Annotated in this window: 11 protein-coding genes and 1 pseudogene; 7 read left to right on the forward strand and 5 right to left on the reverse strand. The window is 70.1% G+C overall.

Annotated features, from left to right (window positions below):
* Nucleotides 1-333: 333 nt before the first annotated feature.
* Nucleotides 334-558, forward strand: a complete 225-nt coding sequence (locus ABH936_RS07430) for a ribbon-helix-helix protein, CopG family (RefSeq protein WP_404602943.1) — start codon at nt 334-336, stop codon at nt 556-558.
* Nucleotides 549-968, forward strand: a complete 420-nt coding sequence (locus tag ABH936_RS07435) for a PIN domain nuclease (RefSeq protein WP_404602944.1) — start codon at nt 549-551, stop codon at nt 966-968. The genes ABH936_RS07430 and ABH936_RS07435 overlap by 10 nt, the downstream gene beginning before the upstream one ends.
* Before the next feature lie 205 nt (nt 969-1,173).
* Here the strand turns inward: ABH936_RS07435 and ABH936_RS07440 are convergent, their stop codons facing one another.
* Both ABH936_RS07440 and ABH936_RS07445 read right to left on the reverse strand, forming a co-directional pair.
* The gene (locus ABH936_RS07440) at nt 1,174-2,382 is read right to left on the reverse strand and encodes a cation:proton antiporter (protein ID WP_404602945.1); all 1,209 of its coding nucleotides are present in this window, start codon (nt 2,380-2,382) and stop codon (nt 1,174-1,176) included.
* A 13-nt stretch (nt 2,383-2,395) separates the two neighbouring features.
* Nucleotides 2,396-2,800: a hypothetical protein gene (locus ABH936_RS07445; RefSeq protein ID WP_404602946.1), complete on the reverse strand. Its 405-nt coding sequence runs from the start codon at nt 2,798-2,800 to the stop codon at nt 2,396-2,398.
* 293 nt (nt 2,801-3,093) lie between these two features.
* Between ABH936_RS07445 and ABH936_RS07450 the strand changes: the two genes are divergently transcribed.
* From ABH936_RS07450 to ABH936_RS07460, 3 genes are read left to right on the forward strand one after another with little or no spacing between them, the layout of a single operon-like run.
* Nucleotides 3,094-4,686, forward strand: a complete 1,593-nt coding sequence (locus ABH936_RS07450) for a circularly permuted type 2 ATP-grasp protein (RefSeq protein WP_404602947.1) — start codon at nt 3,094-3,096, stop codon at nt 4,684-4,686.
* Complete coding sequence (locus ABH936_RS07455; RefSeq protein ID WP_404602949.1) at nt 4,683-6,878, forward strand: alpha/beta hydrolase family protein; 2,196 nt, start codon at nt 4,683-4,685, stop codon at nt 6,876-6,878. The genes ABH936_RS07450 and ABH936_RS07455 overlap by 4 nt, the downstream gene beginning before the upstream one ends.
* Complete coding sequence (locus ABH936_RS07460) at nt 6,871-8,151, forward strand: amidohydrolase (protein ID WP_404602950.1); 1,281 nt, start codon at nt 6,871-6,873, stop codon at nt 8,149-8,151. The genes ABH936_RS07455 and ABH936_RS07460 overlap by 8 nt, the downstream gene beginning before the upstream one ends.
* Nucleotides 8,152-8,285: 134 nt before the next feature.
* Here the strand turns inward: ABH936_RS07460 and ABH936_RS07465 are convergent, their stop codons facing one another.
* The 3 genes from ABH936_RS07465 to ABH936_RS07475 all read right to left on the reverse strand — a co-directional run bounded on the left by ABH936_RS07465 (nt 8,286) and on the right by ABH936_RS07475 (nt 11,591).
* Complete coding sequence (locus ABH936_RS07465; protein WP_006946075.1) at nt 8,286-9,350, reverse strand: acyl-CoA dehydrogenase family protein; 1,065 nt, start codon at nt 9,348-9,350, stop codon at nt 8,286-8,288.
* 3 nt (nt 9,351-9,353) lie between these two features.
* Nucleotides 9,354-10,514, reverse strand: coding sequence for an acyl-CoA dehydrogenase family protein (locus tag ABH936_RS07470; RefSeq protein ID WP_006946290.1), 1,161 nt, complete (start codon nt 10,512-10,514; stop codon nt 9,354-9,356).
* 198 nt (nt 10,515-10,712) lie between these two features.
* Nucleotides 10,713-11,591 (reverse strand): siderophore-interacting protein, encoded by an 879-nt coding sequence (locus ABH936_RS07475; RefSeq protein ID WP_404602951.1) that lies wholly within the window; start codon nt 11,589-11,591, stop codon nt 10,713-10,715.
* Nucleotides 11,592-11,722: 131 nt separating this feature from the next.
* Here ABH936_RS07475 and ABH936_RS07480 point away from each other — a divergent pair, with 131 nt between their 5' ends.
* Nucleotides 11,723-12,511 carry an SIR2 family NAD-dependent protein deacylase gene (locus ABH936_RS07480; RefSeq protein WP_404602952.1) on the forward strand — a complete coding sequence of 263 codons (789 nt, stop codon included), beginning with the start codon at nt 11,723-11,725 and terminating at the stop codon, nt 12,509-12,511.
* Nucleotides 12,512-12,733: 222 nt separating this feature from the next.
* Nucleotides 12,734-13,267 (forward strand): annotated as a pseudogene (locus ABH936_RS07485) (RNA-guided endonuclease InsQ/TnpB family protein); the annotation flags it as partial.
* Nucleotides 13,268-13,590 lie beyond the last annotated feature (323 nt).

The raw sequence follows: 13,590 nt of genomic DNA on the forward strand, positions 1-13,590 counted from the left end.
CGGAATTGTTTTCGATGTTCCTGTCCTGGCCGAGCGAGGCCGGCAACGGGCATAGGTGACGGCGGGAGCTCAGATCATCACCCGCACCTCATACCAGTGGGTTTCACGACGTGGTCGAGATTCGCTCCCGCATGTGAGGAAGGCCCGTTCCGGAGCCTGGTTTCAGGACGGGCTGTGGTGACCCGTCGGCGGTGGGACGCACCACCTGCCGACCCTCATGCCGACGGCGTAGGGCTTCTTCGGAGGAGGGAGCCGATCCCTCTGCCCGGGCAGCCGCGAGACGTCCATGCCGTGAAGTGATATCGCGATATCATCCTGGTGGAGGTGGTCGCAATGACGAATGTGCTGATCCGTGGACTGAGTGAGGCTGCCGTCGAGCGCATCGACGCGAGGGCGGCGGCGCTCGGGCTGTCGCGCAACGAATTCCTGCGTCGGCGACTGGAGCAGGACGTCTCTCCGGCGACCCCCGTGAAGATCGGTGCCGATGACTGGAGTCGCTCGGCCGCGGCCTTTGAAGACCTCGGCGACTCCGATGTGATGGATGCCGCATGGCGGTGACCAGCTGGCTGGTGGATAAGTCGGCCTTTGCGCGCATGCAAACTGGGCAGGCGCAGAACATGGCGGAGTGGAATTCCCGCATCGAGAGGGGTCTGCTCCACCTGTCGGCGATGACGCGGCTCGAACTGGGTTTCTCGGCACGTTCGGGTGACGCGGGGCGCGAGGCTTTCGGTCTGCCGCCGCTTTCGCTCATGCCGATCGAACACCTCACACCCGCCATGGAGGATCGAGCTTTCGAGGTGCAGATGCTCCTCGCCGACCATGGCCAGCACCGCGCCCCGTCCATTCCGGATCTGCTCATCGCCGCGACCGCGGAGAAAGTTGGGCTGACCGTCCTGGCGATCGACAAGGACTTCGACCTGATCGCCACGATCACCGGCCAGCCCGTGGAGACGCTCGCCCTTCTTTGATGTGGGGAGGTTCTATCGGCCGCCCCCACATGACTCGACATGCCGACGATCGGTGCCGTGCTACGTTGCCGACCGCTCGGCGCGGCTGGACCGCATCGCCCGACGGGGAGTTGCGGACCTTCCCCCGGCCGAACAGGTGTTGGCGCAGGAACGAACGGCGCGGTGACGCTCATCGTCGACGCCTTCGCGCGGCGTCCGACTGCGCCTACGCCCCCGAGGGGGTCTGGCCGGCTGCGCTCGTCAGTGGCCGCTCCTGAGCGGGCCTACCCGGATCGACGCGGCCGTCCTGCTGCGCCACCTTCGCCAGCGGGCCACTGAGGGCCGCCGTCGCGACGATCGTCACGAGCGCGCCGAGCAGCATCGCCGTGTCCTCGCCAGGTCGCAGCACACCGAGATGCGTCCCCGTCGTCGCGGCTGCCACGGGCACACCCATCTGCGCCGCGGTCGTGACGGCGACCGGCCACGGCTGCTTCGTCACCGCCATCGCGCCGTGCACGACGAGGGCGCTCAACCCCAGCGTCACACCGAGCGCGACGGCGTCCGGGTGCGCCGCGAGGTCACGCAGATTGAGCGACGCCCCGAGCCATACGAAGAAGATCGGCGCGAACAGCCCGTCCGTCAGCGCGAACACCTGCTTCGCGACGCGCTTCGGCTCACCGACACCGGCGACGGCCAACCCCACGCAGAACCCGGCGAGCATGATCGACACGTGCCGCCACTGCGCGAGCGCCGCGACGGCGAACAGGATCGTCAGCGTCACCCGCAGCTCGAGCGCCAGCCCGCGATCCTCCGACACCTCGTGCACCCGCCGTCGATACCCGCGCTGCTCGACGAACCGCAGCACGAAGAACACGACGAGCGACACCGCCACGACCGCCGCAGCGCCGATCGCCGCCCGCGACATGTGCGCCGGATCGATCGCGAACGGCAACGCGACGATGCACGCCGCGTCCGCGAGCGCCAACTGCGGCAGCATCGCGACGATCGAGGGCCCCGTCAGCGGCATACCCTGCAGCGCCGGCATGACGATCGACGCCGAAGAACTCGCCAGCAGCACCGCGTACAGCCCCGCGTGCCCCGTGCCGAACACGTGCGCGATCGCCCATCCTGCGGGCGCGGCGAGCACCCCGACGGCGACCGCCCGCGCCACGCCGATCGACGCACCCGTGCGCAGCGCCTTGTCGCGCACCGGCACGTGCGTGCCGGCGACGAACATGACGAGCGCGAACCCGACGTCCGCGAGAAACGCGAACGTGCCGTCATGCGGGTCGAGCACCCGCGCGCCGGTCTGCCCGAGCGCGAGCCCGACGACAAGCTCGCCGATGACGACCGGCAACCTCACGGCACGCGGCAACGACAACAGCGGCCCGAGCACCGCGACGAGACAGATGAGAGCGAGTTGCGCGAAGTTCACGGCCGTCGCGACCTCAGGCGGAACGGTGCGCGAGGTCGACTATGCGCACAGGCACGTCGGTGTTGTCGTCCGTGTGGTAACTCGCGCAGACGCGGTGGTAGCCGTCGGCGATGATCGCGTCGCGTCCGCTCGCCGCGTCGCCCCGCACGAGCAGCACCGGGCTGAGCGCCATGCCTCCGGCGATCTTCTTCAGATCGGACGTGACGTGCGGGTGGTCCGTCGGCAGCAGAGCCAGGCGCGAGGCGCGCAGGATGTCCTTCGCCTTGAAGTGCGCCGATTCGGCGTGCTCGAACGCCTCGACGGTAGCCGTCACCGTCGCCTCCCCGGCGAGCAGCGACAGATACGACGCCGCCGCCGGATAGTCGTGCGCCTCGGGTGTCTCCTGCCACGCCACCGCGGGCACCTTCGTCTTCGTCATGAGCCCCGACCCTACGACCGCGGCGGCCACAGGGGAATGCCCGACGCCCTCCTCCCAGCAGACGTTCAGCCCGCATTCGGCTGGGTGGCGCTGCGCAGGGGACGCCGGTGGCCCGGTACAGCACCGGCACCGCGACGGCATCGCCCCACGCCGAGACGACACCGCACCGACGGCAAGAGCCCCACGCCGAGCGGCGCGGCGAGCGTCGACACGCGCGTGAATGAACGGCCCCGTAACGCAGGGGAAACGCCAATCGCCTTATGCCGGACACACGCGCGGCGTATACATGAGGAATGAACGCATCGGCCCCGCCGCCCGCCGCCCGCTCGAGTCGGGAATCGTCGCGCCCCAGCGCGATCGATGCCGACGCGAGCGACGAGACGGGCTGCGACGAGGCGCTCGCGGACGACGGCTCACCACGGGCCGCCTATCGCGCTGCCGCTCAACGGTTCTCGAGCCTCGGGGCGGCCGAGTTGCGTACCCGCCAGAAGCAGGCCGAGGCGATCGAACAGGCCGAGGGCATCACGTTCCGCGTCACTGGCGAGGACGAGCCCCGCGTCTTTCCCATCGACCCGTTTCCCCGCATCATCGACCCCGACACGTGGGCGACGCTGAGCGCCGGCCTCGAGCAGCGGGCTCGTGCGCTCAACGCCTTCCTCGACGACGTCTACGGCCCCCGCCGCATCGTCGAGGCCGGCATCGTCGAACAGGCCGACCTCGAACGCTCACCCGGATACGTCGACGAAGGCCGCCTCCAGCCGCCCGGCGCGGTGCGCGCCCACATCTGCGGCATGGATCTCGTGTGCACCGAGGGCGGACGCTGGCTCGTGCTCGAAGACAACCTGCGCGTGCCGTCAGGGCTCGTCTTCTCGCACGTGCTGCGCGAGATCACGCAGGCCGTCCACGCCGACGTCGCCGCGCCCTACGACCTGCACGACCAGCGCGAGGCGTTCGACATGCTGCGCGAGACCCTGCGCGTCGCCGCGCCGCAGCACGCGTCGTCGCTGGAGCAGCCGCGCCTCGCGCTCGTCAGCGCCGGCAGCTCAGACTCGGCCTGGTTCGAGCACCGCCGGATCGCCGAACTCGTCGGCATGCCCGTGTGCACGCCCGCCGATCTGGTCATCACCGACGGCCGCCTCCACCACCGCGACGCCGACGGCACCTACCCCATCGACGTCGTGTACGCCCGCATCGAGAAAGACCTGCTCTTCACCGCCGAGGGTGCTGACGGCGTCGTCCTCGGCCCCGGCCTCGAGATGGCGATCGCGACGGGGCGCGTCGCGTTCGTCAACACCTTCGGCAACGGCGTCGGCGACGACAAGGCCATCTACGCCCTCGTGCCCGAGATGATCCGCTTCTACCTCGACGAGGAGCCGCTGCTCGAGCAGGTGCCGACCGACCGCTGCCACGAGCCGGGCAAGCTCGAACACGTCATCGACCACCTCGCCGAACGCGTCGTCAAACCCGTCGACGGCTACGGCGGATCGGGCATCACCGTCGGTCCGGAGTGCTCGCAGGCCGAACTCGACGAACGTGCCGACGAGCTGCGCGCCCACCCGGAACGCTTCATCGCGCAGGACGTCATCCGTCTCTCGACGCTGCCCACCTACGCCGCCGGAGCTGACGGCGAGTGGGCGCTGCAGCGCCGTCACGTCGACCTGCGGGCGTTCGTCCACGTGCGTCAGGCGCGCCCGGCGCCCGGTCATGACGACACCGACGGGCGCGGGGTTAACGCCGCGAACCTCACGGCCCACACCGTACCGGCGGCCCTGACACGCACGGCGCCGGCCGGATCGCTCATCGTCAACAGCTCGCGCGGAGGCGGCGGCAAGGACACCTGGATCCTGCGCAGCGACGTCGGCGCCGACGACGGCCCCGACGCATGACCGCACCCGACGAGTCGAGCGCCGCGCGAGGCAACCAGGGCGCCCTCGGCCTGGAGGTGTGGGCGCCCGGCCCTCTAGGATTCACAGACGTGACCGAGTCGACCTCCCATCCCGAGCCGAGCGAGACGCACGCCCTCATGACGCATGCCGCACCCGTCGAACGCCGGGAGGCGCCGCGCCCGCGCACGCTGGACCGCTACGTCAAGGACCCTGCGCTCTCGCCCGACGGGCGGCTGCTCGCGTGCGTTGTCGTCGAGCAAGATCGTTTTCCGTTCGCCCTGCAGATGCCGCTCGACGACGACGGGGTTCCGATCGTCGGCGAGGAGCGCGAGGTGCGTCTTCCCGTCGAAGGTGGTGTGCGGCGCGTCCTGTACTCACCCGACGGGCACTGGCTCGCCTGCGAGGTCGCACCCGACGGTGGTGACCGCGAGCAGATCTGGTTCGTCACCTCCGACCCGGACGACGCGAACTCGTACACCGTCGACCTCGCCGCGTACGAGACGGTCGAGCTCGTCAGCTGGGACGACGACTTCGTCGCCGTCTCCGTCTTCGACCGCGAGGGCACCGTCGAGGGCCGCCTTTTCAATCCGGTGACGGGGGAGACGCGCGTCGTCGACCGGCGCACCGGCGGCGCCCTGACGCACTCGCGTGGCAACGTCTCGTTGTTCCGCGTCGGCTCGCGCGGCAACCGTGAGCTCCTGGCCATCGACGACGGTGGCACCTGGCGCCCCCTCATGCCGGTCGACAACGGCTCGACGACCGACCGCGGATTCGTCACGTTCGACGGGGATCGCCCCAGCTTCATCGTGCGCAGCGACCACAGCGCCGAACGGTTCCGACTCCTGCGGCTCACCCCCACCGAGCACGCCCACGACGTCGAGGTGCTCCTCGAACGTGAGGACGCCGACGTCGAGGAGTTCGCCGTCTCCCTCGACGGTTCCGTGGCGGCCGTCCTGTGGAACGACGAGGGGTGGTGCGACCTGCAGATCGTCGACCTGACGGGTGGGCGCGCCCGCGTCGTCGACCTGCCCGAGCTGCCGTCGCTCATCGCGACGACGCCGTCGCTGACGGCGGACGGGTCGCTGTTCGCCCTCACCGTTGCCGGACCCGAGTTTCCGCCCACCGTCGTCGTCTACGACGTGGCCGCCCGACGCTGGGTCGGCGACGAGTTCCGCGCTGTCGCAACGGCGGTCGACGACGCGGTGAGCGACGCCGTCGGTGAGAGCGTGGCCGAGAACCGTCCCCGTGAGAGCGGCTCGGACGACGAGACGGCCGGGCACGCAGCGACCGGTGACGACGTCGGCGCGGGCGGCGCTGACGCACTGGCCGACCAGGACGGCCTCGACACGATGTCACCCGCGCGCCCGACGGACGAACGTGGCCGGCCGGTGTTGTCCGCGTGGGGCGAAGCGGACATCATCCCCGAGCTGCTCCACTACGAGGCGCGCGACGGCATGCGCTTGTCCGGGTGGCTCTACCGGGCCGTCGGGCCTGCGCCGAGCGAGCCCGCCCCGACGATCGTCTACTTCCACGGCGGCCCCGAGGGACAGGCGCGCCCCGACTACAACAACGTGCTGCGCAAGCTCGCGGCGACCGGGCACTCGGTGTTCCTGCCGAACGTGCGTGGCTCAGCAGGACGCGGGCGGCGCTTCTCACAGGCCGACGACCGTTACGGCCGGTTCGCGGCGATCGACGACGCCGAGGACACGCTCGACCACCTCATCGACGCAGGGATCACCCGCGACGGCCAGGCCGTCATCATGGGCCGCTCGTACGGCGGATACCTCGTGCACGCGTCGCTCACCCGGCACGCCGGGCGTTGGGCCGGCGGCATCGCGGCGTGCGGCATGTCGGATCTCGAGACGTTCTACCGTGACACCGACCCGTGGATCGCCTCCGCGGCGATGCCCAAATACGGCGACCCCAAGCTCGACCGGCACCTGCTCGCGCAAGCCTCCCCGCTGCGTCAGTTCTCCCGCGTAGACGTGCCCGTGATGTTCATCCACGGCCAGCTCGACTCGAACGTCCCCGTCTCCGAGGCTTACCAGGCGCTGGGCGTGCTCGCGTCGCGGGGCGTGCCGGCGGAGATGCTGTTGTTCCCCGACGAGGGGCACGAGTTCGAACGTCTCAACAACCGCTGGGACATGGAACAGCGGGTCTTGGCTTTCTGCGAAAGGATCTTCGGTGAGTGACTTCGACAAGAACGACGCGAACACGGGTGGGAAGAACTCCGAGCCCGACGTCGACGCGGCACACGAGGCCGCCATGGCGTACGACGGCATCGACGACGACCTGCGGGACAAGCTCGTCGAGTGGCGCCGCCACCTGCACACCAACCCCGAGCTGAGCTATGAGGAGAAGGCGACGACGGACTACGTCGCCGAACAGCTCGAAGGTCTCGGGTTCGAGGTGCGACGTTTCTCCTTCGGCACCGGCTTGATCTGTGACGTGCCCGCCGCCGACGACGCGACGGCCGACGACCTCGTCGCGTTGCGCGCCGACATCGACGCGCTGCCGATGGATGAGGAGACCGACCTCGAGTTCGCCTCGACGAACGAGGGCGTCAGCCACTCCTGCGGCCACGACGCGCACACGGCGATGCTGCTCGGCGCCGCGACGCTGCTCGCGAAGAACCCGCCGCCGCGCCCCGTCCGCCTCATCTTCCAGCCCGCCGAGGAGCAGATGCCCGGCGGCGCCGTCGACTGCGTCGAGGACGGCGCGATCGAGGGCGTCGACCGCATCATCGCGCTTCACTGCGACCCGCACCGCGTCGTCGGTGACGTCGGTGTGCACGCGGGCGCTATCACGTCCTCGAACGCGAAGATCGAGGTGACGCTGACCTCCGACGGCGGGCACACCGCGCGTCCGCACGAGACCGGCGACCTCATCTACGCGCTCGCGAGCATCGCGACGGGCGCGGCTCAGGTCATCGACCGCCGCATCGACCCGCGCTCGGGCACCGTCATGACGTGGGGCTCGATCCAGGCCGGCGGCAGCGCCGCGAACGTCATCCCGTCGAAGGGGACGCTCGTCGGCACCGTCCGCTCCGCGAGCCGCGACACGTGGGCGCAGCTGCCCGACGTCGTGCCGCCCGCGATCTCGGGCATCGCCGAGCTGTACGGCGTGAAGGCCGAGGTCAACTACGTGCAAGGTGTGCCGCCGGTCGTCAACGACGAGGCGTGCGCGCAGCTCGCAGCCCAGGCGGTCACCGACGTCCTCGGCGAGGACGGCGTCGGCGAGGCCGACCAGTCGTCCGGTGGCGAGGACTTCGGCTGGTACACCGAAGAAATCCCCGGCATCTACCTGCGCCTCGGCGTCTGGGACGGCGACAGCGACGAGACCGACCTGCACCACCCTGCGTTCATGCTCGACGAGCGCGCGCTGCCCATCGGTGCGGCCGTGTTCGACCGGTTCGCGCGACTCGACCGCGATGCCGCGAGCGACGAGTCGTCGAACGCGTCGTGATGACGATCGGCTGACGCTGCGCGGCGGGCCGGATTTGTCGGCGACGAGCGCATGACACACGAACGGCGGGACGAGCTTGAATGCTCGTCCCGCCGTTCGTCATTCGCCGCCCGGCGTTCGTCGTGCGAGCAGTCTCAGACGACGTCGACCGACGTGTGCCCGCCGACGCCGGCCGCCAGGGCCGCGAGGTGCTGACGGGTGTCACCGAAGGTCCGCTCGATCGTCGCGAGGCGCGAGGTGTAGTGGCCGACGGCGTACTCGGCCGTCATGCCGATGCCACCGTGCAACTGGATCGCCTCCTGGCCGACGAGCCGGCCGTAGGTGCCGACGAGGTACTTCGTCCGCGACACGATGGCGTCGAGGTCGAGCGCGTCGTCGCCCTCACCGGGGTCGGCGAGCGCCATCGCCGCGTAGAGCACGGCGCTGCGCGTCAGCTCGACGCCGACGTACATGTCGGCGGCGCGCTGCGTGAGGGTCTGGAACCGCATGATCGGCACGCCGAACTGCTTGCGCGTCTTGAGGTACTCTACCGTCAGTGTGAGCGCGGCTCCCATCGCTCCGAGCGCCTCGCCGCACTGTGCGACGTTGCCCAGTGCGAGCGCAGCGTCGAGCACCTCGCGGCCGCCGAGCCGCGTCGCGGGGGCGCCGTCGAGCGTCACCTTCGGGCCGTCGACGGTGGGGGATTCGACGAGGTAGACCCCGACGTCGTCGCCCGTGCCGGCGGTCGTGACGATGGCGTCCGCCGCCGACAGGTCGGTGTTGCCGCGAGCCTCACCCGCCAGCTCGCTACCCGACGCGGTGCGGGCGCTCGCGGCCGGTGACCACGTCGCACCCGACTCGCCGAACGCGGTGAGCACGAGCTTCTCGCCGCTGATGACGTCGGCGAGCAGCGGCGAGTTCGCCGCGTCGAGGGCCGCCGCAGCCGCCATCGCATCGGCGTAGGGGAGCGTGACGCGAGCCGCGCCGAGCTCGACGGCGGCGAGCGTCACCTCGATGGCCGACGCGCCGAAACCACCCTTGTCCTCGGCGAATGCGAGCCCGAGCAGGCCCATCTCGGCGAGCTTGCCCCAGGCGTCCGCGTCAAACGGCTGCGGGCCGGCGGGGGCGCCGGATCCGGTGTCCTTCGGCGTGAGGCTCGAGGCGAGGTCGCGCACCGCGCTCTGCAACGCGCGCTGTTCTTCGGTGGGTGTGAAGTCCATGATTCAGCCCTTCAGTCCAAGGATGCCGCCGGAGATGATGTTGCGCTGAACCTCGTTGGAACCGCTGTAGATCGACGCCTTGCGGTAGTTGAGATACCGCGGCAGCGTCTCGCTGCCCCACTCGCCCGTGTACCAGGTGAGGGCGTCGACGCCGGCCACGTCGACCATGAGTTCGTAGACGTCCTGCTGCAGCTGGCTGCCGCGCAGCTTGAGGATCGACGACGCCGGGTCGGGGCGCCCGTCACGCGAGTCACCCGCGACGCGCAGCACCGTCAGTTCGAGCGCCATGACCTCGGCCTCGAGCTGGGCGAAGCGCGCGGCGAGCAGTGGCTCGTCGAGGGCGGTGCCGTGCGGGCTGCGTGTGGCCTTCGCGTGCTCCTTCGCCGCGGCGAGCGCCGCCTTGATCGAGCCGACGGGCGCGGCGCTCGTGCGCTCGTTGCCGAGCAGGAACTTCGCGTAGTCCCAGCCGCGGTTCTCCTCGCCGACGAGCTGGTCGGCGGGCACGCGGACGTCGTCGAAGAACACCTCGTTGACCTCGTGACGGCCGTCGATCAGCTTGATCGGGCGCACCGTGAGGCCGGGGGAGGACATGTCGATGAGGAGAAAGGAGATGCCCTTCTGCGGCTTGTCGGCGCTCGGGTCGGTGCGCACGAGGGTGAAGATCCAGTCACCGAACTGCCCGAGCGTCGTCCACGTCTTCTGTCCGTTGACGACGTACTCGTCGCCCTCGCGCACCGCTGTCGTGCGCAGGGACGCGAGGTCGGAGCCGGCGTCCGGCTCGGAGAAGCCCTGCGACCACCAGATCTCGCAGCTCTTCGTCTTCGGCAGGAAACGCTCCTTGAGTTCCTGCGAGCCGAACGCGGCGATGACGGGGCCGACCATGCTCGTGTTGAACGCGAGCGGCATCGGCACGCCGGCACGCTGCAGTTCGGAACGGTAGATGTGCAGCTGCAGTTCGTCCCAGCCGCGCCCACCCCATTCGGTCGGCCAGTGGGGTGCGGCCAGGTCGGCGTCGTCGAGGATGCGCTGACCTTCGCGCAGCAACTCGGGCACCACCTCGCCGTCAGCGATGTATCCGGTCTTGATGTGGTCGGGAAAGCTCTCGGCAAAGGCGCGCAGCTCGCGCTGCAGGGCCTTGTCCTCGTCTCGTAGTGTCCGTTGCACCGTGGCTCCTTGCTCGGGGACGTGGCGCCGTGACGCGCCTCACCCTGTCTATCACTCTTGTTGAGCATCGCTCAATAGGGCGGGGCTCAGCGGTGACAGACGTACGGTGTCGGAGAAGGGGCTCAGGCGAGGTCGGAGTTCGACTTCATGAGTTCGGCGTACGTCGTCGAGGAGTCGGCGGGCGGTCGGGGGCGGTCCTCACGGACGCGGACGGCCCACCGACCAGAAGCCACTCGCCGTGATGGCGCGCCGCGCCAGGCCGCGCTCTTTCGTCAGGTGACGCTTGATCGCGGCCACCGCGCTGCCCTCCGCACACACCCACGCGTAGTCGGCATCGTCGACGTCGAGGTCTACGAGTGCCGCGACGGCGGCCGAACCGGACGCATTCGTGCCGCGCTGCACGACGGTGATGCCGGCGTCGGCGACCTCCGGGTGCAGGTATGTCGCATCAGGGACCTCGACGACGCAGGTGAGGCGGGGTTGCGCGTCCTGCGCGAATTCGCGCTCTTCCGTCGCCCGTTCGCGGGCTGCGTCGACGATGGCGAGCAGGCCCGGCAGGCCCGTCTCGTCGGCGACGAGCACGTGATGCCCGCCCGCGGGCGCGGCGCTGTAGAGCGCAGACTGGACGCGCACCCCGACCACGTCACCGACCCTGACGTCGCGCAGCCAGCGCGCGCCAGGCCCGTCGTGGCCGACGTCCACGATGTCGACGTCGATCTCGGCGTGCTCGGGGCGCAGCATCCGGATCGTGTACCAGCGCAGCTGCGGGCGCACGGCATCGTCCATGGCGGCGACAGCGCTGCGGGGGTCGCGTTCGTCATCAGGCGGGGTGACGACGGGTGCGTCGGCCGGCGGCATGAAGAGGCCGAAGTACTCGTCGGGGCCGGTGAGTTCGAGCGTGCGGAACATCTCGGCGTGCAGGGTGACGCGGGTGAAGGCCGGGCATAGCGCTTCGACGGCGCGCACCTCGGCGAGTGTCGTCGGCCAGGTCTCGCGCTCCGGTGGCAGGGCCATGGTGAGCGAGGCGGCCGCCGAGTACGCGGCATGCATCCCGCGTTCGATCGTCCTGAGTGGCATGAGAGCCTCCGCGTCGTCGCGATGAATGAGGTCTACCTAACCTATGTGATCGTCTGGTCCGGGGCACGTTCGGTCGGGGCGTCTCGGCGGCGCGAGCGACCTTGCAGGTGGGGTGGCGCCTACGCTGATGCATGCCCACGCCAGCTTCGGAACCCCTCGACACCGTCCTCGACCTGGCGCGCGACGCGCGTGACGTCGTCGTCCTCACGGGCGCGGGGATGAGCGTTGAGAGCGGCATCCCCATGTTCCGCGACGCGCAGACGGGCCTGTGGGAGCGCCACGACCCGGAGGAGCTCGCGACGATCGACGCGTGGGAGCGCGACCCCGACTTCGTCTGGGCCTGGTATCGCTGGCGGGCCAAGCTCATTCGCGATGTCCAGCCCCATGTCGGCCATCGCGCACTCGCCGAGTGGGCCGACGCCGAGCGGGCGAACCTGTGGATCGTCACGCAGAACATCGACGACCTCCACGAACGCGCGGGCAGCAGCGTCCTCGCGCACCTGCACGGCAGCATCTTCGCGTTGCGCTGCTCTGAGTGCGACACCCCCTTCGACGAAGCCGACGACGCCGCACTCGCGCTGACGTCCGACCCCGTCGAGCGGTTGGCCCCGCCGCGTTGCCCGGTGTGTGGCGCAGCGGTGCGCCCCGGCGTGGTGTGGTTCGGCGAAGAACTGCCGCATGAGCCGTTCGCGCACGCCGAGGCCGCGCTCGAGCACGCCGATCTCGTCCTCAGCGTCGGCACGTCTGGGGTCGTGCAGCCCGCGGCCGGGCTGCCGTACCGGGCGCTGACGCGGGGCGTGCCCGTCGTCGAGATCAACCCCGCCGAGACCGAATTGAGCGACGACGCGACGCTCGTCTGGCGTGCGCCCGCCGCCGCCGCGCTGCCCGCGCTCGTCTCGGCACTCCGGGGTGAGGCGTGACGCGTCGGGGCGCCCGCTGGTCAGTGCAGTGCAGGGCCGGGCCGACGCTGCGCGTCGCGGGCCACGCGGCAGGCTCCGCGCTCGTCGGCGGGCTCGATCCACCTGAAGGCGCACCATCACGACCTCGCGCACGTCGGGCTCGTCATCAGCCTGCACGTCGGCGCGATGTATCTGCCGTCGCTGCTGACGGGTCGCCTCGTCGACAGGGTCGGCCCGATTCCGATGGCGTGGGCGTCCGGCGGCATCCTCGCGGCTGCGGCGCTGTTCGCCGCCGTCGCGCCCGGTGACTCGTTCGCGGCGCGTGGCCAGCACGGCACGCCCACGACGGGCCGCATCAAGGCTCGAGCCCGTCTCGCGCGAGAGCACGCCGCCGTCGCCCAGCACCGCGCGAGCACACTGCACGCCATCACGGAGCAGCTCGCGACCTCGCACGCCGTCGTCGCTGTCGACGACCTCAACGTCGCCGTCATGACGCGCAGCGCACGAGGCAGCATCGACAAGCCTGGCCGCAACGTCGCCGCGAAAGCGGGCCTCAACCGTTCCATCCTCGACGCGAGCTTCGCCGAGATGCGACGACAACTCACCTACAAGACTTCGTGGTACCGATCGCAGCTCCTGCCCTCAGGGCGCTTCGTTCCCACGAGCAAGACGTGTTCGACGTGCGGGGCGGAGAAAGCCAATCAGCCCCTGTCGGAACGCGTGTACCACTGCGAGAACTGCGCCACGGTGCTTGACCGTGACGTCAACGCGGCGAAGAACGTCCTTCGCGCCGCTCTCGCATCCCACGACGCCCCCGGCCTGGAGGAGTCGCAAAACGCCCGTGGAGGGCGCGGTGAGACATCTGTCGCGCGACGTTCTGCGAAGCGGGAAGACCCACCGCGAGGTGGGCCACCCCGGCCGTGTAATCGCGTCCGGTCATCTCCCCCCGACGGGGAAGCGAAAGTGAGGGCAAATGCTTCCCCCACCAACTGCAAAGCGCGGAAACTGAAGCGCCCTGGGTCTGATGGAGACTCGCGCTATTTGATTCCGATCAGCAGATTGCTGTCGTTGGGGACAGCATAGAACGCGTTCTCGAACTC

The sequence above is a fragment of the Dermacoccus sp. GAS27A genome (assembly GCF_044909235.1).
GTDB classification, from domain to species: Bacteria; Actinomycetota; Actinomycetes; order Actinomycetales; family Dermatophilaceae; genus Dermacoccus; species Dermacoccus nishinomiyaensis.